The following is a 21,710-nucleotide window of genomic DNA, read 5'->3' as shown; positions in this document are numbered from 1 at the left end:
CGGCCGTAATACCGAAGCCCCCGAAGTGGATCTTCCGCTTGCGTGCCGATCGCGCATCGGGGCGAGACCTAGCCGGGTGCTGACCTGTGAGTGGAGCGGGCTTCTGCACACCGGCCAGTGTTCCAGGCAGGTCATGCCTCCAACCTCAAGATCGACGACAGTCTCTCGCAGGTGGCGCAGGCGATCACCGGCACGAAGTGGAACGGGTCGCGCTACTTCGGACTGCGAGCGTCCCCTCTCATGCCGGATTGCTCGGCAGTGCCGGATCGGAAACGTCGGTTGTGGGCGCCCGTGCCACCTACGGCGTCGACCCTGGCGCGCAGGTTCTGCGGCCTCGATTGCGCTACGCGGCCTGCACGTAGGTGTCGATCGAGCCCATGCTCGAGCAATTCCCGCCAATCCTGCTGAAGCCTGCTACCATGTAACTGTTAGTCAACTTCATATTCGTGAGGCAATTTGTGACTGGCGGAGAGCTAGTTAGATCTTGATTTAATACATATCAGTGAGGGTATTTCTATGCAAATACCCGGATTATATGAGATATCGAGGTCCCAATAACATGCGGCTTCGAATATGCTTGCGCGTCGACATTCATCAACTCGATCAACAGATCGTATAAAACTGATATTTATCAATATTAGGACGCTATTATTTAGAGCGCTTATGCCAGACGTGCTATTGAAAAAGTTGTTTGTAAAAGTAATTTTTTGTACTGATAGGTATGATTGTCAACGCGGCACAGTCAGATACGTCCACGGCTCACGTTAGGTTTTCGATTATCGTCGGAACGTACAGTATTAATCCGATTATATTTTGACGCCTAACGAAAATTGTCGCCCTGGAATGGTGCTTCCAGCACAGATTATTGTCATCCGAATGTAAAAATCGAAATGTACCGCTGAATGAATGTGCGGAGAGCGGAGAACCTGCCGCCGCACTCGGATGCACCGTGGGCTTGAGTTGATGGTCGGTCATAGGGACTTCCAACGAAATGCGGGTGTTGATCGCGACGGATGCCTGGGCGCCGCAAGTCAACGGCGTGGTCCGGACTCTGACGTCACTCGCACGATGCGCTCCGCAGGCCGGGATCGAGATCGTTTTCCTGTCGCCGGAGGGATTTCCGAGCTTCCCGGTGCCGAGCTATCCGGGTCTGCACCTGGCGATACCCGATAGCCACGAGATCGCCCGTCGGATCGCGGCGGCGCACCCGGACGCAATCCACGTCGCGACGGAGGGGCCGATCGGGCACGCGGTGCGGGCCTACTGCATCCGGCGCCGAATGCCGTTCACCACGAGCTTCACCACGAAGTTCCCGGAATACATCGCGGCGCGCTTCCGCGTGCCCGCCACCTGGAGCTACTGGGTTCTCCGCCGCTTCCACGCAGCCGGCCGCGTCACGATGGCTTCCACCGCCTCGCTCATGCGCGAGTTGCGCGGCCGCGGCTTCCGGCGGCTCGGATTGTGGACGCGGGGGGTCGATACCGAGCTGTTCCGGCCGGACATGGCGGTCCCCCTCGACCTGCCGCGACCGCTCTTCCTCAATGTCGGCCGCGTCGCGGTCGAGAAGAACCTCAACGCGTTCCTCTCGCTCGATCTGCCGGGTTCGAAGGTCGTGATCGGTGCCGGCCCGCAGCTCGACGAACTGAAGGCCCGGTATCCCGAGGTGCATTTCCTGGGCGAGCGCCACGGGGCGGATCTCGCGGCTCATATCGCTGCCGCGGACGTCTTCGTCTTCCCCAGCCGCACCGACACCTACGGCGTCGTCCAGCTCGAGGCGCTCGCCTGCGGCGTGCCGGTCGCGGCCTTCCCGGTGACCGGGCCGCGGGACGTGATCGGCGACCGCGCCGTCGGCGTGCTCGACGAGGGTCTCCGGGCCGCCTGCCTCAGCGCCCTGAATCTGTCGCGGGCGGAGTGCCGCGCCTTCGCGCAGGGTCGCTCCTGGGAGGCGAGCGCCCGGCAATTTGCCCGCAACGTGGCGCGGGCGCGCATCCGCAGGCCGAACCGGTCCGACGTATGGGCCATGGCCTGAGTCATCACCCGTCGGGAGCTTCATTCATGGCAGGGAACGGCGCGCTACCCACCGTCGACGACATGCGGACCGAAGGGGTCGCCAAGGCCTACGATCGCTGGGCGCCGATCTACGATCTCGTCTTCGGCAGGGTCTTCGCCCGCGGCCGCTCGGCAGCGATCGAGGCGGCCGAGCGGGTCGGCGGGCGCATCCTCGAAGTCGGCGTCGGGACCGGCATCTCCCTGCCACAATATTCCGGCCGTAGCCGGCTCGTCGGCGTCGACCTGTCGGCGCCGATGCTGGAGAAGGCGCGCGAGCGGGTGGCCCGGCTGAGCCTGCGCAACGTCGAGCAGCTCGACGTGATGGACGCCGAGCACCTCGCCTTCGCCGACGCCTCATTCGACGTGGTGGTCGCGCAATACGTCGTCACCGCCGTGCCGAACCCGGAAGCCGCCCTCGACGAGTTCCTGCGCGTGGCGCGTCCCGGCGGCGAGATCGTCATCACGAGTCGCATCGGTGCCGACAAGGGCCTCCGCGGCGCGATCGAGGGGCTGCTCTCGCCGGTCGTCAACCGGCTGGGCTGGCGCACCGAGTTCTCCTGGCAGCGCTATCAGGACTGGGTGGACCGGACCGAGGGCGTGAGCGTGGTCGAGCACCGGCCGCTGCCGCCGCTCGGCCACTTCTCGCTGATCCGCCTCCGAAAGTCCGACGCGGCCTGACGGAGGGCGCTCCCCCCGTTGGCCGTACCGCGGCCCGATACCTTAACTCCCACCGAGAGGAGACGACCATGGGCGGCTTTTTCGAAGCATTGCGCGTGCAGCGGTGGGACGACCATCGCTATTATCACCACAGCCGGATCAACCAGTCGCTCCACCTGCTCAGCGCGCTGAGCTTCGTGCTCGCCTACGTGATCTGCTTCCATGACCCGGCGGTGGCCGCGCTGATCGCCTGGCTCGTCTCGATGACGAGTCGTCAGGCCGGCCACTTCTTCTTCGAGCCCAAGGGCTACGACGAAGTGAACCACGCCACCCACGACCACAAGGAAGAGATCAAGGTCGGCTACAACCTGCAGCGCAAGGTGGTGCTGATGGCGATCTGGGCGCTCTCGCCGCTCGTCTTTACCGTGAGCCCGTCGCTGTTCGGCCTGATCGAGCCGCACCAGAATGCGGGCGAGCTCGTCCGGCACGTCGGCATGCTGTGGTTCGCGATCGGGATCGGCGGCCTCGTCTTCCGGGTGCTGCAGCTCTTCGTCATCCGGGACGTCGAGACCGGGCTCGTCTGGGCCGTGAAGATCATCACCGACCCGTTCCACGACATCAAGACGTACTGCCGGGCGCCGCTCTACCTGATGCAGGGCGAACTCATCGATCAGGGCCTCGCCGACGAGGTCGCCCAGGAAGCCGCCCGCAGCGCCGCGCGCTGAAGGCGCGGCTGCCGGTCGTGCGCCTACTCGGCCGGCATCGCCTCCTGCCCCGCCTCGCTCCGGACGGGGCTGCGGCGCCCGCGCCAGTCCCGCCAGCGCGCGGCGAGCATCTCCCGCAGCACGCCACGGCGGATCGCCTTGTTGCTGGTGGCCGGCCCGGCCCACCAGCCATCCGCCTCCATCGCCCGCACGCCCGCGACGAAGCGATCGGCCACAGCCGCGAAATCCGCATCGGTGTAGTTCAGGCTGAAGATCAGGCGCCCGGTGCCGATCCAGGACAGGGCCAATCCCTCGAGGCGCAGATAGTATTGCAGCAGCCAGTTGTAGCGGGCGGGCCGCGTGTAGAGCACCGTCCAGACCGACGACATGTTGACGACGCGCACGGGCAGGTCCTCGGTCTCCAGCCGCCGGTTCAGCGCGGCCGCGCGCGCGTTCCAGCGCGCGTCGAGACCGGCGTAGAGCTCGCGGACCTCCGGGGTCTCCAGCCGTCGCAGGAAGGCGTTCATCGCCCCCATGACGTAGGGATGCGCGTTAAACGTGCCGCGGGCAAAGCAGATATCGCCGGGCCGGTCCTCGCGGAAGCGCTGCATGAGGGCGTGGCGCCCACACAGCGCGCCGATGGGCAGGCCGCCGCCGAGCGTCTTGCCGTAAGTGACGAGGTCGGCCCGGACCCCGAAATACTCCTGGGCGCCGCCCGGCGCGAGGCGGAATCCGACGAAGACCTCGTCGAAGATCAGCACGATGCCGCTCCCCGTGCAGACTTCGCGAAGGCGCTTCAGCCACTGCGCGTAGGCCTCGCGGTCAAAGGCCGCGTGGCGGCCGGAATCGATCAGCGACCCGTCCGAGGGCGCGCCGCCGTTGGGATGCATCGCCTGGATCGGGTTGACGAGTACGCAGGCGAGGTCGCGGCGCGTTGCCAGCACAGCCAGGGTTCGCTCGGACATGTCGGCGAGCGTCAGCGTGTCGTTGGCCGGCCGGGGGTTGCCGATGCCCGGCTGAACATCGCCCCACCAGCCGTGATAGGCGCCGCAGAAGCGCACGATGCGCCGCCGTCCGGTCCGGTACTGCGCGAGGCGCACCGCCTGCATCACGGCCTCCGTCCCCGACATGTGGAACGAGACCTCGTCCATCCCGGACACCGCCCGCAGGCGACGGACAGTGTCCGCCACGACCGGATGCAGCGCGCCCAGCACCGGCCCGAGCGCCTCGACCGCTCCGGCGCCTTCCGCGATGCAGGCCCTGTAGACGTCGGTGCCGAGCACGTTCACGCCGTAGGAGCCGGTAAGATCGTAGAGGCGGTTGCCGTCGAGATCTGTCACCTCGACGCCGGACGCGGCCTGCAGGAACGTCCCGGCCGACAGGTTCTCCCGGACGATGCGGCTGAACTGAAAGGGCACGCGGTAGCGCCCGGTGAATTGCAGGTCGGAGATGCCGGCCTTGGCCTCCTCGGTCTCGGCGCGGGTCCTCGCGTAGCGCTCCCGGTAGAGGGCGGACAGGCGCGCGAACCCGGCGCTGCGGCGCGCGACGACCGCGTCCGAGGCGCCGTCGATGCTCACGAACTCCGCCTCGCCGTACTCGTAGAAGGGCAGCTGGGCAGCGATCCGTCGCGCCATCCGGACATGGCCCGTCAGCGAGGGATGCTTCGCCCGCGAGAGAGCGAGGCGCCGCCTCCCCCTCACACCGAGCAACGCCAGAGCCGCTGCGGCGGCCGCGACCGAGATGGTTCCGAGAGCATCCATGCGGTCAGCGTGAACCAACGGCATGTCACGGGATGATGACGCTTCGCTCCACCCTCCTCAGCATCGCCCGCCACGAGGACCTGAATTTCCTCCTGACGAACCGGATTCCCCGCCGGTACGCAACGCGCTTCATCGGCTGGCTGAGCCGGATCGAGCAGCCGCTGGTGCGCGACCTGTCGATGTGGGCCTGGCGCCTCTTCTCCGACCTCGACCTCTCGGACGCGCGCAAGACGCGCTTCGACAGCCTGCACGATTGCTTCATCCGGGAACTGAAGTCCGGCGCGCGCCCGATCGATCCCGACGCCGGCGTGATCGTCAGCCCCTGCGACGCCATCGTCGGGGCCCTCGGACCGATCGAGGGCACCCGGCTGTTCCAGGTCAAGGGGTTCCCGTACCGTCTGGAAGACCTGCTCGGGAGCCCCGAGGCGGCCGAGCCCTATCGCGACGGGGTCTTCGTCACGCTCCGGCTGACGGCCAGCATGTATCACCGCTTCCACGCGCCCCACGACGGACGTGTCGAGGCGGTCACCTACATGTCCGGCGACACCTGGAACGTGAACCCGATCGCCCTGAAGCGCATCGAGAACCTGTTCTGCCGCAACGAGCGCGCGGCGATCCGCCTGCGGCTCGACGCGACCGGCGAGTCGGTGACGCTGGTCGCCGTCGCGGCGATCCTCGTCGCCAGCATCCGGCTGCGCTTCCTCGACATCGATCTCGACCTCCGGCGGGGCGGGCCGCGGACGATTCCCTGCGCGGCTCGGCTCGGCAAGGGCGACGAGATGGGCTGGTTTCAGCACGGCTCCACGATCGTGATGCTAGCGCCGCACGGTCATGCGCCCTGCGCCGAGATCTCAGAAGGTCGAATCGTCAGGGCCGGACAAAGGCTTTTGAACATGACAACTCAATAGTTGGACTATGTTTATAAATATCTACATATTACCAGAAATAAATATATTCTGTCACTGATAGTATCATGATTTAGAAGGGCATTTAATGCAATGGTTTTAGTCATATATGCTTAGTGCATAGTATAAATTTGCGCGCGGAAGGCAAAATCAGTGCGTTAGGCTTGAATCTACCGCGCGGCAGAGTTCCAGTCTCAGGAAAGACTCAGCCGGTCTCTACGGCACGGGCATGCAGTTTCGGTGACGAGCCGGACGCAGTCCGCGCAGGATCTATCCCGTCGCAGCGTCAGGCAGCGCGGCGAGAGCAGCGGATCTGCCGACGCTCGATCGAGACCCTCAGGAGCCGGGCGAAGGGCGTTCTGTGCGTGCTACGCCGACGCCGCGTGAAATCCTGGAAGACGGTCTCCAGGGCGACAATGCGCTCGCTCGGGATCGGGTAGGCGGCCTCCAACTCGTCGAGCGCGACCGTGAGCTTGCCGATCAGGGTGGAGTCGGCGATCCGCGCTGCGTCGCTCACCTTGCGCAAGCAGGTCTCGGTCGGGCTCATGCGTCTGCCTTCCTCGGTGCACGGCGCCAGCCTGAGGTTCCCTATCAATGACCCGTCTGCACCGAGAGGTCCATCCCCGGTGCGATCGGCAGCGGCGCGCCCGGCTTCCCCCCGGGCCCGAGCGACAGGCCGCCGCCGCGGCCGGGATCGACGGGGGACCGCCCCCTGAAGCTGGCCGGCCCCACGGGTCCGCGGCGGGCGATCACGCGCCGGGCGATGACGCCGAGGTTCGTCGAAAGGCGCGCGGGGTCGCCCCGACGTGGCGGAGGAACGCCGCCGCGAAAGCGGCCGGGCGCGTGTAGCCGCAGGCGAACGCCACGTCGGCGACCGGCAGATCGGTCGTGCGCAGCAGGCGCTGGGCCGTGTCCATCCGCATCGTCGTCAGGCAGCCGTGCGGCGTCTGGCCGAACCGCTCGCGGAAGCGCCGGCCGAAATGGTGGACGCTGATGCCGGCCTCGCGGGCGAGCTGTCCCAGGGTGAGCGGCTCGCCGAGGTGCGCGCTCATGAAATCGAGCACGCGAGCCAGGCGTCGGTCGGTGATGATCTCCGGCTGGCGGGTCTCCTCGGCCTCGGGCCAGTGCCCCGCGTGCCGCGAGAGGAGATGCGTGGCGATCCAGCGTCCGACCTGTTCGGCGTACAGGTCGGGGGCACCGACATCGAGGGCCCCGAGGAGGGCCGAAACTCCCGAGGCGATCATCGGGTCGCGGAACACGAGCGCCGACAGCGGCTGCGCCGGGGATGGTCTGCCGATCCGGCGATACTCGTCGGCGATCGCCGCGATCAGGCCGGCCGGCAGGTAGAGGTTGGCCGTCCGGAACGTCTCGTCGCCCGGCGCGCTGCTCCAGCGCAGGCGCGTCGCCTCGTGAGGCGGCGTGAGGCCCGCGGCGCCCGGCTGGTAGACGGCCTCGTGCCACCGGCCGTGCTTGAACACTTCGACGCGATGCGCGCCGCGCGTGGCCACGACCAGGGTCACGTCCGCGGTCCTGTGCGTGTCGAAGATCTCGCTTCGACCGCGGCCTTCGTGCTCGTCGACGAGCAGCGAGGTCCAACCGAAGTCCCGGCTGGAGCGGACGAGGCGATTGGGCTTGGCGGCGGCGCAGCGGGCGCTGGCCTCGGTGTAGGTGTCCGTCGTGAGCATCGGGCCTGCGCGGTGAGGATGCGTCAGTTCATCATAGGCATGCGCCATCGGGAACCGGACCTGCTCAGCGCACGCGCTGCCAGTCGATGGCGACCCGCGTGCCGTCCGGCCGATGGAACGATTCCCGCATCCGGTCGCCGTCCACGACAAGTTGAAGGTCCCCGGTCGTCCGCACGTCGCCGACCCAGTTCGGGAAGGTCGAGCCGTCCACGCGGTTGCCGCTGAAGGCTCCGTCCGGGTCCACCGTATAGGTCCCGAAGAAGCCGATCGACCCGGCCATGGCGGCACGGTTCTCCTCCGCCGTGCCCTGGCCCCGCGCGCCGGAGGCGAAGCGCGGCACGTCGGGATCGGTGAGGACCTCGATGAAGCGCATGTCCGGCGTGAAGACGAGGAGCCCGTTCGGCCGCGTCCCGTAGGCCGGCAGGTTCCGGCCGTCCGGGTCGATGCGCGCCGACATCATGCGCCACGTTCCGAGCACTTGGTTGGCGGGCTCGGCCCGGGACGGGGCGGTCGCGGCGAGCGCGGCGGCGAGTGCGGGGACGGCGACGAGCGAAGGGTTCATCGAGGGACTCCTCTCGGTAGGGCGGCAGGCGTTGGCCGGCGGCATACCGGTCACCCGCCGCCGGTCGCTGCGCGCCGGGCCGACAATCGGCTAGGGTTCGACCGCACGGTTCTCCCCCACGACAAGGCGCTCCGTGCCAGACCGGACAGCGTCTAGTCCTTTCATGCGCGGTGCATTAGCCTCGCCATTCCGCATGGCTTGGTGAGGGATCCGCACCAATCGGCAAGCCGTCCCTGTCCGACCTCACTGCCTTCGCCGCCGTCGCGGAGCATCGCAGCTTCGCCCGCGCCGCCGTCGCGCTCGGCCTGTCGCGCTCCGCGCTCAGCCATACGGTGGTCGCCCTCGAGCGGCGGCTCGGCCAGCGCCTGCTGCATCGGACGACCCGGAGCGTGGCGCCGACCGAGGCCGGAGCCAGCCTGCTGCGCCGCATCCGCCCGGTCCTGGCCGATCTCGACCGTGCCCTCGACGGGTTCGGGGAGGACCTGGGCAGCCTGTCCGGCACGCTGCGGATCAATGCCAGCGAGACGGCCGCCCGACTGCTCCTGCAGACCGCGGTGCCGACGTTCCTGGCGCGCCACCCCGGGATGGCGCTGGATCTCGTCGTCGATGGCCGCTTCGTCGACATCGTCGAGGCCGGTTTCGACGCCGGTGCCCGCTTCGGCGAGGCCGTGCCGCAGGACATGATCGCGGTACCGTTCGGCGGTCCGGCGCGGTTCGTCGCGGTGGCCGCGCCGGACTATCTGCGGACGCATGACGCCCCCCGCACGCCGGGCGAGCTTCACCGGCACCGCTGCATCCGTCACCGCATGCCGGGCGGCCGCTCCTATCGCTGGGAATTCGAGCGGCACGGGCAGGACTGGGTCGTGGAGGTGCCGGGCACGCTGACGCTGAACAACAACGGGCTGATGGTAGAGGCCGCGGCCGCAGGACTCGGCATCGCCTACGTGCCCGAACAGGCAACCCGCGCCCTGCTGCAGGCCGGCCGCCTGGCAATCGTCCTGGACGAGTGGTCCCCGCCGGTGGCGGGCCTCTGCCTCTACTATGCCGGGCACCGCCACGTCCCCGCGGGACTGCGCGCGTTCATCGATGTGCTGACCGGCCGGCCGGAGGCGGGGCAGCGATCGGCGTGACGGGGCCGGAACGCGACTTCGCCGGCTCAGGCCGGTTCGGGGATGCGGGCGATGACCTTGATCTCGAAGGCGAAGCCCGCGAGCCAGGTCACGCCGACGGCGGTCCAGTTGGGATAGGGCGGCTCGCCGATCACCGCGTCGCGCACCGCCATCACCGTCTCGAACTGCGCCTCGGGGTCGGTATGGAAGGTCGTCACGTCCACGACGTCGCCGAAGCTGCAGCCCGCCGCCTCCAGCACGGCGTTCAGCCGCTCGAAGGCGAGGCGAACCTGCGCGCCGAAATCCGGCTCGGGCGAGCCGTCGTCTCGGCTGCCGACCTGGCCCGAGACGAAGAGCAGGTCGCCGGACCGGATCGCGGCCGAGTAGCGGTGCTTCTCGTAGAGGGCCTGCCGACCGGGCGGGAAGACCGCGTCGCGCTTGGACATGTCGTGTCTCCTGTGGCGCATCGTGCCGCACGCCGCTGTCGGGCAGCCGATCTCCGGCGCCTCGCAGGGAGGCTACCGCCCCGGGGCACGGATCGCGAAGGCGGAATCATCGCGAAAGCGCGGTTGCGTATCGCGGGAACGCGGAAGCGCGGCGACGGCCCTGGCGCCCGGCCCGGATCTGTCCAGATGCCAGCGCCGAGGCACGCACCCGTGCAGGCAATACGGTTTTCCGGGGAGGATGGAGCATGGCCGCGACGCGATCCGCGATCGTCACGGGCGCCTCGCAGGGCATCGGCGCCGCCGTCGCCGAACGGCTGGCGCGGGAGGGCCTGGCGGTCGCTGTAAACTACACCGGCAACGAGACATCGGCGCGCGCGCTCGTGGACAGGATCGTCGCCCAGGGCGGACAGGCCATCGCGGTCCGGGCCGACGTCAGCGATCCGGCAGCTGTCGCCGCCCTGTTCGACGAGACGGAGCGGGCCTTCGGCGGCGTCGACGTGCTCGTCAACAACGCGGGCATCATGCGGCTGGCGCCCATCGCCGAGAGCGACGACGCCCTGTTCGACAGGCACATCGCCGTGAACCTGAAGGGTGTGTTCAACGGGATGCGCGAGGGCGCGCGCCGTATCCGTAAGGGCGGGCGCATCGTCAGCTTCTCGTCGAGCGTCGTCGGCCTCTACCAGCCGGCCTACGGGGTCTACGCCGCGACCAAGGCGGGCGTCGAAGCCCTGACGCACATCCTCGCCAAGGAGCTCGGGCCGCGCAGCATCACGGTCAACGCCATCGCGCCGGGGCCGGTCGCGACCAGGCTTTTCCTCGATGACAAGACCGAGGAACAGGTCGCGCGGGTGACGGCGATGATCCCCCTCGGCCGCCTCGGCGAGCCCGACGACATCGCCGCCGCCATCGCCTTCCTGGTCGGGCCGGACGGCGGCTGGGTCAACGGCCAGGTGTTGCGCGCCAACGGCGGGGCCGTCTGAGGAGGGGCACCCGATGGCACTGATCGTCCGCGTCACCGGCGCCTCGAGCGGATTCGGGCAGATGATCGCCCGCGACCTCGCGGCGGCCTACCCACCGGGCTTCGCGGACGGGGTGCAGGCGGCGCCGTCGGCCACCGTGCCGGACGAGGGGCGATCCCGGCGCGGTGGCCCGCGCCGTCCGAGGGATCGTGAGCTGTCCGTCCGGCAGCCGGGATCGACGGTCCGTTGCGGGTCGCGACCACCGTGTGCTCGTGCTGAACCGTGGGGGCGCGTGGGCGGCCGTAGAGGGTCCATGGATCGTCAACCCTCCTCGGCGAACGCGGCGCCCAGCGACAGGAACGGCTCGACGGTGAAGACCGCCCCGTCGGCGATGATCCGCCGCTCGGAGGCGTCCGGCCACGTCGCGATCTCGGTCGACTCCTCGTGCAGGGCAGAGGCTTTGGTGGAGGCACCAAAAATTCGTTTGAACCCATGTCACATTCGCCCCGAGTGCGTCGTCATCCTTGCGGACCAAACGCAGGGTGAGAGGACGATGAGCAAAGCTATTCCAGTGCTGGCTGGCCTCTTCGGCGCAGGACTAGCCGGCAACGGCATTTTCATGCTCGCCTCACCTGAGGCATGGTATTTCGCGGTGCCGGGGGTGACTACGACCGGCCCATTCAATCAACATTTCCTGCGTGATATCGGCCTAGTTTTCGTGCTGATCGGCTCAGGATTTGTTTACGGTGCGGCGCGATCGGGCCCGCGTGTACTGCTTTGGAGCTTGGGCGCGATCTGGCTCTCAGGGCACGCACTGTTCCACGTCTGGGAAGTTGCCGTAGGCATTTGCGGGCCGGAGGTGCTGCCTCGCGACTTCCCCGCGGTGACACTTCCTGCTCTTATCGCAGTTGCCTTCAGCGTCTGATCGCTTCGCCATGTCGACCATTGATGATCCGACCCTCGCCTTCGAACAGGAGCGCACGCGGCTCGTCCGGCTCGCCTACCGCATGCTCGGTTCATTCGGCGAGGCCGAGGATGTCGTACAGGATGCTTGGCTCCGCTGGCGGCACGTCGACCATGCTGGTGTAACGTCAGCCGGTGCATTCCTGTCGCGCACGGTGACCCGGCTCTGCCTGGACGTCATGAAGTCCGCCCGCGCACGGCGAGAAACCTACTTCGGAACGTGGTTGCCCGAGCCCGTCGCCATGGCGCCGGACGATGCCTCTGGTGACGACCTGACGCTCACGCTGATGCTCGCCTTGGAGCGGCTCTCGCCTCTGGAGCGGGCTGCGTTTCTCCTGCATGACGTCTTCGCAGTGCCGCTCGCGGAGATCGCCGCGACACTGCAACGTGAGCCGCCAGCCGTCCGTCAACTCGCCGCGAGAGCCAGGAGACATGTGCAGTCAGCACGTCCGCGTTTTCCCGTCGACAGGGAGGAGGGGGCACGCATCGCGCAAGCCTTCTTCGAGGCGTCGACGACAGGCGACATCGCGGCGCTCCGCAGCATGCTCGCCGATGCCGTCGTCGTGCACTCCGATGGTGGTGGGAAGGTACACGCCTTCCCGCGGCCTATCATCGGCATCGACAAGGTGATGCGCATGTTCGAAGGGGCAGCGCGGAAGTCGTGGATCCAGCATGCCCAGAAGCTGCAGGACCTCTGGATCGATGGCTTGCCGGGCTATCTCAGCCTTGAGCCGGGCGGCACACTTCAGACCGCGGCCCTGGATATCCAGGATGGTCTGATCGTGGGCCTTTACTTCACCCGCAATCCGGACAAGCTTGAACGTATGGCGAGGCTGTTCGGAAGGGGAGCCGGAGCGCCGATGCCTCACTGAGCCTCAACGCCGGGCGATTGCGAGCTCCCTGCGGCAGATCGTCGAGAATGCGCAGAGCGGATCGAGATCGCCGGCATGGTGGATGTCCGCGAAGGCGGACAGATCCTTATTCGGGGCGAAGTACGTCTCGCCGATGCGCTGCATGACACGCTCCGCCTCTTCGAGCGTCTCCGCCTCTCCGAAGAGCCGGATCTTGTTCACGATGGCGTAGAGGTTCACCAGTTTGGCCGGATCGTCGAGATCATGCCGGAAGGCGTCGCCGAACAAGGTCGACGCCTCCCGAATGAATTCGCCGTAGAGCGCTTCCCGTCGCGCGCGATCCTGCACCAGCAGAGTTGCGCGCTCCTGGCTGTGTTGCGTCAGCCACGTCGTCGCGAAGGAGGCCATCGCGCCGATGGCGGAGCCCGCCAGCGCGGAAAGCGCCGAGGCGTAGGTCGCATCCATCGGCAGCGTCCCTCAGCCCACGCGCTTCGGCTGCGCGGCCAGCCAGTCGCCGTAGCGTCGTTGCGCCAGCCATGCGTCACCGCTGGGTGTCAGCCAGCGGTCTTCGAGGAGCACGCCAAAATACGGTGCGGTGTCATCCGTGATGACGTCGCGCGTTTCTCCGATGCCGTCGAAGTGGCGCTTCACCAGCTCGACCATCGGCAGCCGCTCCGGGCCGGCGATCTCGATCATGCCGTTTTGGGGCGGCGCGAGTGCGGCCTCGGCGACCTTCGCGGCAACGTCGCTCGATGCGATCGGCTGGATCGAAGCGGAGGTCACTCGTGCGGCGCCGTCGGTGATCATAGATTCCGCTATCGTGCTGACGAATTCGAAGAATTGCGTGGCGCGGACCACCGTCCATGGCACCCCGGCGGAGGCTATCAGCTCCTCCTGCGCAAGCTTGGCGCGGAAATAGCCGTTATCGAGCAGAAGCTCGGTCCCGACCACCGAGAGCGCCACGTGATGCGTCACGCCCGCCGCCCTCTCAGCCGCCGTGAGGTTCCGTCCGGCGCGGACGAAGAAGTCCATCGCCGCATCGTCAGCAAAGGACGGCGAGTTCGCGACGTCGACGACGACGCTGGCGCCCTGCAACGCATCTGCGAGCCCTTCGCCCATGACCGCGTTCACCCCGGTATTGGGCGACGCCGCGAGCACCTCGTGGTCGGCGCTCCTCAGGTTGGCGACGACCTGCGAGCCGATCAGCCCGGTGCCGCCGATCACCACGATCTTCATGTGACGCTCCATCTCAGCTGCAGTCCCATTGGGACCGTCATGGTCATGACGAGGCGCGCGCCTCGCAGTGTGACATCGGCGCGGAAGATCGATGCCCCCGACTCTTACCTGGCGAGGGTTTGATCTTGGGGATTGCTCGAGGCGGGGCGGTCCTGAAGGAAGCCCTTCCGGTTCGAATTTGCCGGGACAGCGCACGGCCCCCCGGAAGTGCATCCTCGGGAGAGATCCCAAGGATGAACGATCGTCATGAGCCGTTCGTGTGCAAACCTGGTCTCAACGGACGACTGGGTCAGCACAGCCCGACGCACTCAATAATCCCAGAAGACAGGAACCCACCGAAACGCGTCGCCATCGGCCGCGACCCGACCGACGGACGGGAAGGGCAGATGCGTCGCAATCAACTGCTCGCCGGTCGCCGCCAGGTCTCGCAGTAGCCGGATGCGAACGCGAGCCGCCTCTTCGGGATCGTGTTCGAAGCCATTGTGCCAGTCGGGGTGCTCGAACCCGACCGTGAACACGGCGTCTCCGGCGAATGTCAGCCGGTCGCCGCCGGATGCCAGACGGACCACGCTGTGCCCGGGCGTATGGCCGCCGGTGCGCTGGACGACGACCCCTGGGGCGACCTCGTGCTCCTCCTCGAACAACCGCAAGTGACTGCGGTACTCGTCCGCAGACCGCGTAGCGGCCGCCCGAAGCGCGTCAGGGAACCCCTGTGGCATGTCGACATGCGTGAAGTCGGGCGCTTCCCAGAATCCGACCTCGGCGGCCGCCACGTGAATCCGCAGATCCGGGCGCAGCCGCTCCTTCACTCCGTCAACGAGGAGCCCGCCGACATGGTCCATGTGCATGTGGGTCAGCACGACATCCGTCACGGACGCGAGATCAATACCGACGGCCTCCAATCGCCTGATCAGCTGCCCGGCCCGTGGCAGGTTTAGGTTCGGATCCAGCCCCAACCCGGCGTCGATGAGGATGGTCTGGTCGCCACTGCGGACCACGACCGCGTTGAGCGACCAGTCGAACGCGTCCGGCGGCAGGAACATGTCGTTCAGCCAGGACGCTCTGACGGCCTGTTCGACGTTATGTCCCAACATCTTGGTCGGGAGCGGCAGCACGCCATCGCTGACGACCAGCACGTCGATCTCACCGATCCGCACCGCGTAGCGCGAGGGCACCAACTCCTCCCCTCCTGCACGCGGAGGGCGGGCATGCCCCATGTCGGTTCGGCCGGCATTGGCGGGTACTACAGTCATCATCGTCATCCCTTCCGTGGGACGCGCGTGCATCTGGATTGTCGAGATGATGAAACGCGCGTCATGCCGCTTGGACGAGATCGGGTCGGCGGATGTGACATGAGCAATGAGAAGGCGAGTCTATCGCCCGTGGTTGGTCGGGTTCCCTCGACAATTCCTGGGGCGGACGGTTTCGTCGCCCCTGCTCCCGTCGTCCGAAGCCGCTTCACCGAGGGCCTGAGATTGCAGACCCTCCTCGAGCCCTCAGGAGGTCGGGAATAGGCTTTGCGGCGACGTCCGTTTCCATGCATTGCCGCCTGAAAACGGACCGGCGGAAATCCACCGGCCCCAGTCGTGTAGCACTGCCCGTCTTCGGGCTCGAAACTGGCCGGTCAGCTTCAAGGTTCGGGGCTCCCGCCGGCGGACGTTGAGCGCTGTTTGAGCGGCCATGGATTCAGCCCGCATGGTGCAGGCCACCGCACAGGCGAACATCAGCGCCGGCTAGCGTTCGACCTTGAAGGCTCCGACCCGCAGCACGTCGGATCGGACGAGTCCAATATCCGCGAGCTCGCGTTCGCTGAACTGGGCAAGCTCATGCGTCGTACGACGGCGATCGAGCCAGCGTCTAAAGATTGCGAGTGCTGTCATTTCGGGATCCTCCTCCGTTGAGGGGATCGACATGCCCATGACGACTGCCAGCGTCTGTGACGGAGATCACGGACGCGGGCAGGCAATCTGACGAATGCAGGTGTGGGTCACCGCACGTCGGGCCGGATGCATGCCTCGGTGCACGGCCGACCACGCTTCCGTCGAAGGAAATCTCCCATGTCGCATGCAGTCCGCATTCTCTACGCCCTCGTCTCCTATACGATCTTCCTGGCGTCCTTCTTCTACGCAATCGGCTTCCTCGGGGGCGGCTTCGTTTCGAAGGCCATCGACGATGGTCCCATCATCGAGCCGGCGCTCGCCATCCTCACGGACGTCGGCCTTCTCACCATTTTCGCGCTTCAGCACAGCGTGATGGCACGCCCGCGCTTCAAGGCGTGGTGGACGCGCTTCGTCCCGAAGCCCATCGAGCGCAGCACGTTCGTCCTCATGGCAAGCCTCGCGCTGCTGCTGCTATTCTGGCAGTGGCGCCCGCTCCCGGCGACCCTTTGGTCGGTCTCCGAACCGGCCCTGGCGTCTCTCCTGGTGGGGCTCTTCTGGGTGGGCTGGCTCGTCGTCCTCGCCAGCACCTTCATGATCAGCCATTTCGACCTCTTCGGACTGAAGCAGGCCATTCGGGGCTGGGGTTCACCCGCACGGGGTGAACCTGCGTTCATGACGCCATTCCTCTACAGGCACATCCGGCATCCGATCTACCTCGGCTTTGTGATCGCGTTCTGGGCTACTCCGACGATGACGGTCGGCCACCTGTTGTTCGCAGCGGTCGCGACTGCTTACATCCTGATCGGTATCCAGTTGGAGGAGCGCGACCTCGTCGCCTTCTTCGGCAACCGGTACATCCGTTACAAGCGCGAGGCGGGCATGCTCCTGCCGCGCTTTCGCGGCGCGCGTTGACCGCGGTCACCGGATGAACTGAGCGGCGTCGAGGTTCCTACTCGATCACCACGTCGGCGCTGCTCAGGATCGAGAGCGGCAACGTCACGCCAAGGCGGGAGGCTGCCTTCAGGTTGGCAAACAGCTCGACCTTCGTGACGAGCTGCACCGGCAGGTCGCGGGGCTTCTCGCCCTTGAGGATACGGCCCGCGTAAACGCCGGTCTGCCGATGCGACTGCGCGAAGTCACCGCCGTAGCTCATCAAACCGCCGGCCTTGGGAAAGTCGCGGGATTGCGTGATCGCGGGAAGGCCGTGGCGGGTGGCGAGCATTGCGAGGTGCTCGCTGCGATACACGAAGAACGGGTCGGAGGTGAAGACGAGGCCGGGGGCCCCGAGCCGACGCGGTGCCGCGAACAAGGCCTCGAACGCGTCATCGTGGCTTGCCTCCAGCACGTGGAGCCGCAGACCGAGGCTGCCGGCGGCGACCCGGAGACCGGTCAGCTGCGAGCCGACCGTGGGGCTGGTGGGGTTCACGGCGACGCCGAGGGCGTCCGCTGTCGGAAACAGCTCCTTCATCAACTCGAGCCGTTTGTTCGAGACCTCGACGCTCAGGCTCGACACGCCGGTGAGATTGCCGCGCGGCCGGGCGAGATCGTCCACCACGCCGAGAGCAACCGGATCGCCGCCCATCTCGAAGACGATCGGGATCGTCTCCGTCGCGGCCCTCGCCGCGAGCACCACCGGCGCTCCCCCGGGGGCGACCAGGACATCGATGCCGCGGCTTACCAATTCCCGCGCCAGCGCGGACAGCTGCTCGTAGCGCCCGTCCGCCCAGCGGTACACGATGGCCACGTCACGATCTTCGATGAACCCGGCCTCGGCCAGACCCGCGCGGAAAGCGTCGAGGCGGCTTGCAGCGCGAACGGGCGTCTCGGAGCCGAGATAACCAATCACCGGCAGGATCGGCGACGCCGCCCGCGCACGCGTCACGCTGGCCACTGCGCTGCCGAGCAGGACCCCGGCAGGTCCGATGACGATATCGCGTCGTCTCATGCCCTTGCCTCTCGTCGGGCCTCGGCATCCTGTCTGGCGGCCACGGTGAAGACCGCGACTGGATCGTCGAAGCCCTTGAGTGAGCGCGTTCCAAGTGACAGGAGGGGGACGCCACTGCCGATTGCCTCAGCCGCTACGCTGTCGATGAGGATCTGGCCGTCCTGAGCCGAGGCACACAGGCGCGAGGCGAGGTTCGTCACCGTGCCGATGGCTGTGTAGTCGAGGCGACTGTCGGAGCCGATCCGGCCGACCGTGGCGGGTCCCATCGCCAAGCCTACCCCGAAGCCGAGCGCGTGACCGCGCGAGCGCCAAGCCGCGGCCAGGATCTGCACGCTCGCCTGCATCTCGATCACCATGCGGGCGGCCCGCAGCGCCGGGTCAGGGCAGGCGATGGGTGCGTTCACCAGGATCATGACGCCGTCGCCGGCGAAGCTTAGCAACGTCGCGTTGTGCCGATCCACGATCGCGCCGACCGCGGCATGGTACTCGCTCAGGACACCCATGATCACCGCGGGTTCCGACCGGGCGGAGAACGGGGTGAAGCCGCGCAGGTCACCGAAGACCACGACGACCTCGACGCGCTGTCCGTCGAGGACGCTGTCGTCCGCGGTCCGATCAACGAGTTCGGCGACCTGCGGTGCGAAGAAACGCTTGAGCCGGTCGATGCGCTCCGAACGCTCTCGGGAGACCGCGACCTCGCGCGCCATCTGGTTGAATCGGGCTGCGAGCCGCCCCAGCTCGTCTCGTCTCGTGACCCTGATGCGATGATCGAACCACCCGGCTCCGATGCGAGCGGCCCCTTCCTCCAGCAAACGGATCGGCCCTGTCATGCGGCCGGCGAGCCAGTAAGCAAGCGCGGCGGCGAAGCCGGTGCCGGCCAGGAGCAGGCCGAGGAGGCGCCAGAAGGCGGCATAGATCGGTCCGAACGCCTCGGCCATCGGCTGGTGAACGATCACGCTCCAGTCGATCCGCTGGACCGGCGCCATCGCCGCCACGACCGCGCGCCCCTCCAAGTCTTGCCCCGTGACCGCGCGCCCGTCTTGTCTGACGATGGCCGTCCGCAGCGCCTGAAGGTTCTCGGTCCTGCGATCCTCGGCACCGCGCAGGACGAGGCTGATGTCGGGATGCGCGATGAGCCGGCCTGGCCGGTCGAGCACGAAGGCTTGGCCGGTCTCGCCGATCCGGATGCCTGCGACGACGTCCAGGATGAGCTTCAGGTTGATCTCGGCAACCGCGATGCCGGCCGCACTGCGGTTTCCCGCTACGGTCACGGTCATGTAGGGTTCGGAGTTGCGGCGAAACGTGACGTCGCCGAACCGGGCGCGCTCCGTCCGAGGCCCAACGACCGCCGGGTCCGCCGAGGCGTCGGCGCCGCTCTCAACGCGATTGAGACCGACACGTGACACGGAAAGCCGCTCCTTGAGCGCGCCGTCGATGAGCCTGAGGCTCATCACGGCGGGTGCTTGACGTAGCAGACGCAGAGCATCGATGCGGCGGCGCTCGTCGACAGCCTCCGTCCAAGGTAGCTGGACCATCCACGCGAGCTGGTTCTCGATCTCCTCGATGAAGTGCGCGATGCGCGCGGCCGCGGCTCGGGCCTCGGCACTGAGAAGGTCGTTCAGGCGCGCCCGCTGGTCTCGATAGCCGAACCATGCCTGACTGCCGCCGGCGGCGAGCAGCGGAACAGCCACGGCTGCGAATAAGGCGAGGAAGTACTGCCGGAACAGCGAGCCCCGGGGAGGGATCAGGGAGCGGGTCATCGCCGCATCCTCTCCAAGTACCGTCGATCCGCGACCCACCGTCTCGGTCGCGGCCCCTCGGGTACGGCCGATGTACGGGCCTACGGTTGAGAATCATCCTAGCCCGTTGCACGTTGGGCGATTATGTCCCGGACCTGTGGGCAACGCCAGCCCGTCAAGTCGTATTCAATCGAGTAGATCGTAGCCCCTCATAGGATCGGGCAGCGTTCTACGATACCCTTACCCCTGCATCGCAATTAACGCGATGGAAGCGCTCTCATGACGAAGCATTCGTTGCCGGCCTCGACAACGGGTTGCTGGTTTACGGCAAACGAACACCTCGAACGCATATCGATCTTGGAACTTCGGGGTGTGGTTCGACGCAACGCCGAGCCTCCCCAAAGAGAAGCAGGAGCAGACGACAGAATACCGCTCCGAACCCGGCCCGCCGCTTCTCACCGAGCCGCGTCGTGTGCGCCGCCGCTGCCAGCTCTTGCGTCACCCGATTGGTGCTCCGGCTGGAGGACGCCGAGGGCGGTCGTCGACAGCTAGATATGTCCGCTTCGAAGACGCGGACGAAGGCCGCTGAATGGCCGATATGGGCGCGAAGCCGAACGTCCGGTTCTGCACGCGATGGCAATCCGGCATGACGAAGTTAGGCGGAAAGCCGCCTGTCCGGTTCGGAGACGAGCCGCCGGAACAGCAGACAGACTCTTCTCGAAAATCGCGCGAGGCGGCATGCCTAGAGAGCGGCACGTTGGATCGGCGTGTGTGGACCGTCCTCGGCATGCGCCGGGGCGTCCGACAGGCGCATGCCGCGTCTTGCGCCCAGTTCGATAAAAATCCGGGCGTTTGCCGCGCATTTGGGCGCGTGCGGTGCAAAAGATCACCACGCAGTGCAGCATTTGACGGTCGCGACGGTTTCTCCTTCTATGCGAATAGTTCGATTAGTATGCTTTTGTCGCGGGCGAGGAACGGTGGAATGCAGGATCGTCGTCAATTCCTGAAAGCCTCGCTGGTGGGCGCCCTGGGAGCGTCCGGGCTCCCCCTATCCGGTTTCCAGCGCGGCGCCTTCGCCGCCGATGGCCCCCTCGTCATTGGCGCGCCGCTGCCAATCTCCGGGGCCTTCGCGGCCAACGGCAAATACGCCTCACTTGGAGCCGCCTTCGCGGCACGGGAGGCCGGCACCGTCCTAGGCCGTATGATCACGGTCATGGACATCGACACCGAGGGCAAACCTGCTCCGGCTGCCCGCAAGATGCAGGAGGCGATGGCGCAGGGCGCGCGGCTCTTCGCCGGCGGCATCCTCTCCTCCGAAGCCCTGGTGATGGGCAAGGAGGCGGCGAAGGCCGACAGCGTCTTCATCACCACGGCCGGCGCCGACGAGATCACCGGAACGGACTGCAATCGCGGCACCTTCCGCTGGACGGTGCCGACCTTCGGCGCCATCGCGCAGACGGTGCGCCCCCTGATCGCGCAGATGCCTCAGGCCAGGCGCTGGTACACGATCACCCCGCAATACGTGTTCGGCGAAGGTCTCCTCAACGCCGCCAAGGCAGTCTTCAAGGAAAAGGAGATCGAGCATGTCGGCAACAGCTACCACTCGCTGGCCGAGAAGGAGTTCAGCGGCTACCTGACCAACGCCATCGCGGCCAAGCCCGATGTCCTGCTGCTCCTCAACTTCGGCTCGCAATCCTCGGATGCCTTGCGCCAGGCCGTCAGCTTCGGCCTCAAGAAGCGCATGACCATCGTGCTCGCCTGGGCCTCGGGCCTGGAGCAGTTCGAGGCGCTGGGCGCCGACCTCTGCGAGGGCGTCCATTTCGGCGCGCAGTACTGGCACGTGATCGACTCGCCCCTGAACAAGGCCCTGGTGGCCAAGGTCCGGGAGACCGCGAAGATGACGCCGAACTACTCCTTCGCCGGCTCGTACCAGATCACCAAGCTGCTTCTCGACGCGGCCACGAAGGCCGGCAGCGCCGATGGCCCCGCCGTGATCAAGGCCCTCGAAGGGATGCGCTATTCCGGCCTGACCGGCGAGGAGGAGATCCGCGCCGCGGACCATCAAGTCATCAAGGATTACTACCTGCTCAAGGGCAAGGCGAAGTCGGCCATGAAGGACAAAGACGACTACGCCGACGTCGTCCACTCCGGCAAATCGTTCCTCTCGCCAGAGGCGGCCGGCTGCAAGATGGCGTGAATGGCGCGTTCCCGACCTCCGGCGGACGAGGAAACCGCCGGAGCGACCGACGCGATGCGCACC

General features: G+C 67.0%; 22 protein-coding genes and 1 pseudogene. 11 read left to right on the top strand and 12 right to left on the bottom strand.

Annotated elements, in window-relative coordinates; all coding sequences use genetic code 11:
• Positions 1 to 90: 90 nt before the first annotated feature.
• The 4 genes from ACLBXP_RS09570 (at position 91) to ACLBXP_RS09555 (ending at position 3,431) form a co-directional block, all read left to right on the top strand.
• A complete protein-coding gene (locus ACLBXP_RS09570; protein WP_447667402.1) occupies positions 91 to 408 on the top strand; it encodes a DUF2924 domain-containing protein in 318 nt (105 codons plus the stop codon).
• A gap of 583 nt (positions 409 to 991) precedes the next feature.
• Positions 992 to 2,029, top strand: a complete 1,038-nt coding sequence (locus ACLBXP_RS09565; RefSeq protein ID WP_447667401.1) for a glycosyltransferase family 4 protein — start codon at positions 992 to 994, stop codon at positions 2,027 to 2,029.
• Positions 2,030 to 2,055: 26 nt separating this feature from the next.
• Positions 2,056 to 2,727 (top strand): class I SAM-dependent methyltransferase, encoded by a 672-nt coding sequence (locus ACLBXP_RS09560; protein WP_447667400.1) that lies wholly within the window; start codon positions 2,056 to 2,058, stop codon positions 2,725 to 2,727.
• A 68-nt stretch (positions 2,728 to 2,795) separates the two neighbouring features.
• The gene (locus tag ACLBXP_RS09555) at positions 2,796 to 3,431 is read left to right on the top strand and encodes a hypothetical protein (protein WP_447667399.1); all 636 of its coding nucleotides are present in this window, start codon (positions 2,796 to 2,798) and stop codon (positions 3,429 to 3,431) included.
• A 23-nt stretch (positions 3,432 to 3,454) separates the two neighbouring features.
• Here the strand turns inward: ACLBXP_RS09555 and ACLBXP_RS09550 are convergent, their stop codons facing one another.
• Positions 3,455 to 5,170, bottom strand: coding sequence for an aminotransferase class III-fold pyridoxal phosphate-dependent enzyme (locus tag ACLBXP_RS09550; RefSeq protein WP_447667398.1), 1,716 nt, complete (start codon positions 5,168 to 5,170; stop codon positions 3,455 to 3,457).
• Between the two features lie 35 nt (positions 5,171 to 5,205).
• Here ACLBXP_RS09550 and asd point away from each other — a divergent pair, with 35 nt between their 5' ends.
• Entirely contained in the window at positions 5,206 to 6,078 is an 873-nt protein-coding gene (gene asd, locus ACLBXP_RS09545) for an archaetidylserine decarboxylase (protein ID WP_447667434.1), read from the top strand.
• A 283-nt stretch (positions 6,079 to 6,361) separates the two neighbouring features.
• Here the strand turns inward: asd and ACLBXP_RS09540 are convergent, their stop codons facing one another.
• The 3 genes from ACLBXP_RS09540 to ACLBXP_RS09530 all read right to left on the bottom strand — a co-directional run bounded on the left by ACLBXP_RS09540 (position 6,362) and on the right by ACLBXP_RS09530 (position 8,322).
• Positions 6,362 to 6,622, bottom strand: a complete 261-nt coding sequence (locus ACLBXP_RS09540; RefSeq protein ID WP_447667397.1) for a hypothetical protein — start codon at positions 6,620 to 6,622, stop codon at positions 6,362 to 6,364.
• Positions 6,623 to 6,824: 202 nt separating this feature from the next.
• Positions 6,825 to 7,760, bottom strand: coding sequence for a helix-turn-helix domain-containing protein (locus ACLBXP_RS09535; RefSeq protein WP_447667396.1), 936 nt, complete (start codon positions 7,758 to 7,760; stop codon positions 6,825 to 6,827).
• Between the two features lie 64 nt (positions 7,761 to 7,824).
• Positions 7,825 to 8,322, bottom strand: a complete 498-nt coding sequence (locus ACLBXP_RS09530) for a lipocalin-like domain-containing protein (protein ID WP_447667395.1) — start codon at positions 8,320 to 8,322, stop codon at positions 7,825 to 7,827.
• A 218-nt stretch (positions 8,323 to 8,540) separates the two neighbouring features.
• Between ACLBXP_RS09530 and ACLBXP_RS09525 the strand changes: the two genes are divergently transcribed.
• A complete protein-coding gene (locus ACLBXP_RS09525; RefSeq protein ID WP_447667433.1) occupies positions 8,541 to 9,452 on the top strand; it encodes a LysR family transcriptional regulator in 912 nt (303 codons plus the stop codon).
• Between the two features lie 26 nt (positions 9,453 to 9,478).
• Here ACLBXP_RS09525 and ACLBXP_RS09520 read toward each other — a convergent pair whose 3' ends face one another.
• Complete coding sequence (locus tag ACLBXP_RS09520) at positions 9,479 to 9,877, bottom strand: RidA family protein (RefSeq protein WP_447667394.1); 399 nt, start codon at positions 9,875 to 9,877, stop codon at positions 9,479 to 9,481.
• A gap of 245 nt (positions 9,878 to 10,122) precedes the next feature.
• Between ACLBXP_RS09520 and ACLBXP_RS09515 the strand changes: the two genes are divergently transcribed.
• Positions 10,123 to 10,857, top strand: a complete 735-nt coding sequence (locus ACLBXP_RS09515) for an SDR family oxidoreductase (protein ID WP_447667393.1) — start codon at positions 10,123 to 10,125, stop codon at positions 10,855 to 10,857.
• Between the two features lie 212 nt (positions 10,858 to 11,069).
• Here the strand turns inward: ACLBXP_RS09515 and ACLBXP_RS09510 are convergent.
• Positions 11,070 to 11,289: pseudogene (locus tag ACLBXP_RS09510) on the bottom strand (type I methionyl aminopeptidase); the annotation flags it as partial.
• Here ACLBXP_RS09510 and ACLBXP_RS09505 point away from each other — a divergent pair.
• Entirely contained in the window at positions 11,207 to 11,761 is a 555-nt protein-coding gene (locus ACLBXP_RS09505; protein WP_447667392.1) for a hypothetical protein, read from the top strand. The pseudogene ACLBXP_RS09510 and the gene ACLBXP_RS09505 overlap by 83 nt on opposite strands.
• Positions 11,762 to 11,771: 10 nt before the next feature.
• The gene (locus tag ACLBXP_RS09500; RefSeq protein WP_447667391.1) at positions 11,772 to 12,671 is read left to right on the top strand and encodes a sigma-70 family RNA polymerase sigma factor; all 900 of its coding nucleotides are present in this window, start codon (positions 11,772 to 11,774) and stop codon (positions 12,669 to 12,671) included.
• 3 nt (positions 12,672 to 12,674) lie between these two features.
• On the opposite strand, the gene ACLBXP_RS09495 is transcribed toward ACLBXP_RS09500, so the two are convergent.
• From ACLBXP_RS09495 to ACLBXP_RS09480, 4 genes are all read right to left on the bottom strand, one after another.
• Positions 12,675 to 13,115, bottom strand: a complete 441-nt coding sequence (locus ACLBXP_RS09495; RefSeq protein WP_447667390.1) for a hypothetical protein — start codon at positions 13,113 to 13,115, stop codon at positions 12,675 to 12,677.
• 12 nt (positions 13,116 to 13,127) lie between these two features.
• On the bottom strand, positions 13,128 to 13,886 hold the full coding sequence (locus tag ACLBXP_RS09490; protein ID WP_447667389.1) for an SDR family oxidoreductase: 759 nt from the start codon (positions 13,884 to 13,886) through the stop codon (positions 13,128 to 13,130).
• Between the two features lie 308 nt (positions 13,887 to 14,194).
• A complete protein-coding gene (locus ACLBXP_RS09485) occupies positions 14,195 to 15,103 on the bottom strand; it encodes an MBL fold metallo-hydrolase (protein WP_447667432.1) in 909 nt (302 codons plus the stop codon).
• Between the two features lie 516 nt (positions 15,104 to 15,619).
• Positions 15,620 to 15,766: a DUF1127 domain-containing protein gene (locus tag ACLBXP_RS09480; RefSeq protein ID WP_447667388.1), complete on the bottom strand. Its 147-nt coding sequence runs from the start codon at positions 15,764 to 15,766 to the stop codon at positions 15,620 to 15,622.
• A gap of 177 nt (positions 15,767 to 15,943) precedes the next feature.
• Here ACLBXP_RS09480 and mddA point away from each other — a divergent pair, with 177 nt between their 5' ends.
• Positions 15,944 to 16,678: a methanethiol S-methyltransferase gene (gene mddA / locus ACLBXP_RS09475; protein ID WP_447667387.1), complete on the top strand. Its 735-nt coding sequence runs from the start codon at positions 15,944 to 15,946 to the stop codon at positions 16,676 to 16,678.
• A 37-nt stretch (positions 16,679 to 16,715) separates the two neighbouring features.
• Here mddA and ACLBXP_RS09470 read toward each other — a convergent pair whose 3' ends face one another.
• Positions 16,716 to 17,711, bottom strand: a complete 996-nt coding sequence (locus ACLBXP_RS09470; RefSeq protein WP_447667386.1) for an ABC transporter substrate-binding protein — start codon at positions 17,709 to 17,711, stop codon at positions 16,716 to 16,718.
• Positions 17,708 to 19,471 carry a HAMP domain-containing protein gene (locus ACLBXP_RS09465; RefSeq protein ID WP_447667385.1) on the bottom strand — a complete coding sequence of 588 codons (1,764 nt, stop codon included), beginning with the start codon at positions 19,469 to 19,471 and terminating at the stop codon, positions 17,708 to 17,710. Before ACLBXP_RS09465 ends, ACLBXP_RS09470 begins: the two co-directional genes overlap by 4 nt.
• A 568-nt stretch (positions 19,472 to 20,039) precedes the next feature.
• On the opposite strand from ACLBXP_RS09465, the gene ACLBXP_RS09460 reads away from it, so the two are divergent.
• Positions 20,040 to 21,647 carry an ABC transporter substrate-binding protein gene (locus ACLBXP_RS09460; RefSeq protein WP_447667384.1) on the top strand — a complete coding sequence of 536 codons (1,608 nt, stop codon included), beginning with the start codon at positions 20,040 to 20,042 and terminating at the stop codon, positions 21,645 to 21,647.
• The last annotated feature ends 63 nt before the right edge of the window (positions 21,648 to 21,710 follow it).

It is taken from the genome of Methylobacterium sp. A54F, from assembly GCF_053346035.1.
The sequence above is the reverse complement of the archived record's forward strand: the minus strand, read 5'-3'. Positions and strand labels throughout refer to the sequence as shown.

Excerpts from the sequence above, each read along its gene's own strand:
- ACLBXP_RS09485 (WP_447667432.1), bottom strand. The coding sequence starts at position 15,103 with ATGGGGCATGCCCGCCCTCCGCGTGCAGGAGGGGAGGAGTTGGTGCCC.
- ACLBXP_RS09550 (WP_447667398.1), bottom strand. The coding sequence starts at position 5,170 with ATGGATGCTCTCGGAACCATCTCGGTCGCGGCCGCCGCAGCGGCTCTG.
- ACLBXP_RS09495 (WP_447667390.1), bottom strand. The coding sequence starts at position 13,115 with ATGGATGCGACCTACGCCTCGGCGCTTTCCGCGCTGGCGGGCTCCGCC.
- ACLBXP_RS09480 (WP_447667388.1), bottom strand. The coding sequence starts at position 15,766 with ATGACAGCACTCGCAATCTTTAGACGCTGGCTCGATCGCCGTCGTACG.
- ACLBXP_RS09535 (WP_447667396.1), bottom strand. The coding sequence starts at position 7,760 with ATGCTCACGACGGACACCTACACCGAGGCCAGCGCCCGCTGCGCCGCC.
- ACLBXP_RS09565 (WP_447667401.1), top strand. The coding sequence starts at position 992 with ATGCGGGTGTTGATCGCGACGGATGCCTGGGCGCCGCAAGTCAACGGC.
- ACLBXP_RS09465 (WP_447667385.1), bottom strand. The coding sequence starts at position 19,471 with ATGACCCGCTCCCTGATCCCTCCCCGGGGCTCGCTGTTCCGGCAGTAC.
- ACLBXP_RS09490 (WP_447667389.1), bottom strand. The coding sequence starts at position 13,886 with ATGAAGATCGTGGTGATCGGCGGCACCGGGCTGATCGGCTCGCAGGTC.
- asd (WP_447667434.1), top strand. The coding sequence starts at position 5,206 with ATGACGCTTCGCTCCACCCTCCTCAGCATCGCCCGCCACGAGGACCTG.
- ACLBXP_RS09520 (WP_447667394.1), bottom strand. The coding sequence starts at position 9,877 with ATGTCCAAGCGCGACGCGGTCTTCCCGCCCGGTCGGCAGGCCCTCTAC.
- ACLBXP_RS09530 (WP_447667395.1), bottom strand. The coding sequence starts at position 8,322 with ATGAACCCTTCGCTCGTCGCCGTCCCCGCACTCGCCGCCGCGCTCGCC.
- ACLBXP_RS09470 (WP_447667386.1), bottom strand. The coding sequence starts at position 17,711 with ATGAGACGACGCGATATCGTCATCGGACCTGCCGGGGTCCTGCTCGGC.
- ACLBXP_RS09515 (WP_447667393.1), top strand. The coding sequence starts at position 10,123 with ATGGCCGCGACGCGATCCGCGATCGTCACGGGCGCCTCGCAGGGCATC.
- ACLBXP_RS09555 (WP_447667399.1), top strand. The coding sequence starts at position 2,796 with ATGGGCGGCTTTTTCGAAGCATTGCGCGTGCAGCGGTGGGACGACCAT.
- ACLBXP_RS09560 (WP_447667400.1), top strand. The coding sequence starts at position 2,056 with ATGGCAGGGAACGGCGCGCTACCCACCGTCGACGACATGCGGACCGAA.
- ACLBXP_RS09500 (WP_447667391.1), top strand. The coding sequence starts at position 11,772 with ATGTCGACCATTGATGATCCGACCCTCGCCTTCGAACAGGAGCGCACG.
- ACLBXP_RS09540 (WP_447667397.1), bottom strand. The coding sequence starts at position 6,622 with ATGAGCCCGACCGAGACCTGCTTGCGCAAGGTGAGCGACGCAGCGCGG.
- mddA (WP_447667387.1), top strand. The coding sequence starts at position 15,944 with ATGTCGCATGCAGTCCGCATTCTCTACGCCCTCGTCTCCTATACGATC.
- ACLBXP_RS09460 (WP_447667384.1), top strand. The coding sequence starts at position 20,040 with ATGGCCGATATGGGCGCGAAGCCGAACGTCCGGTTCTGCACGCGATGG.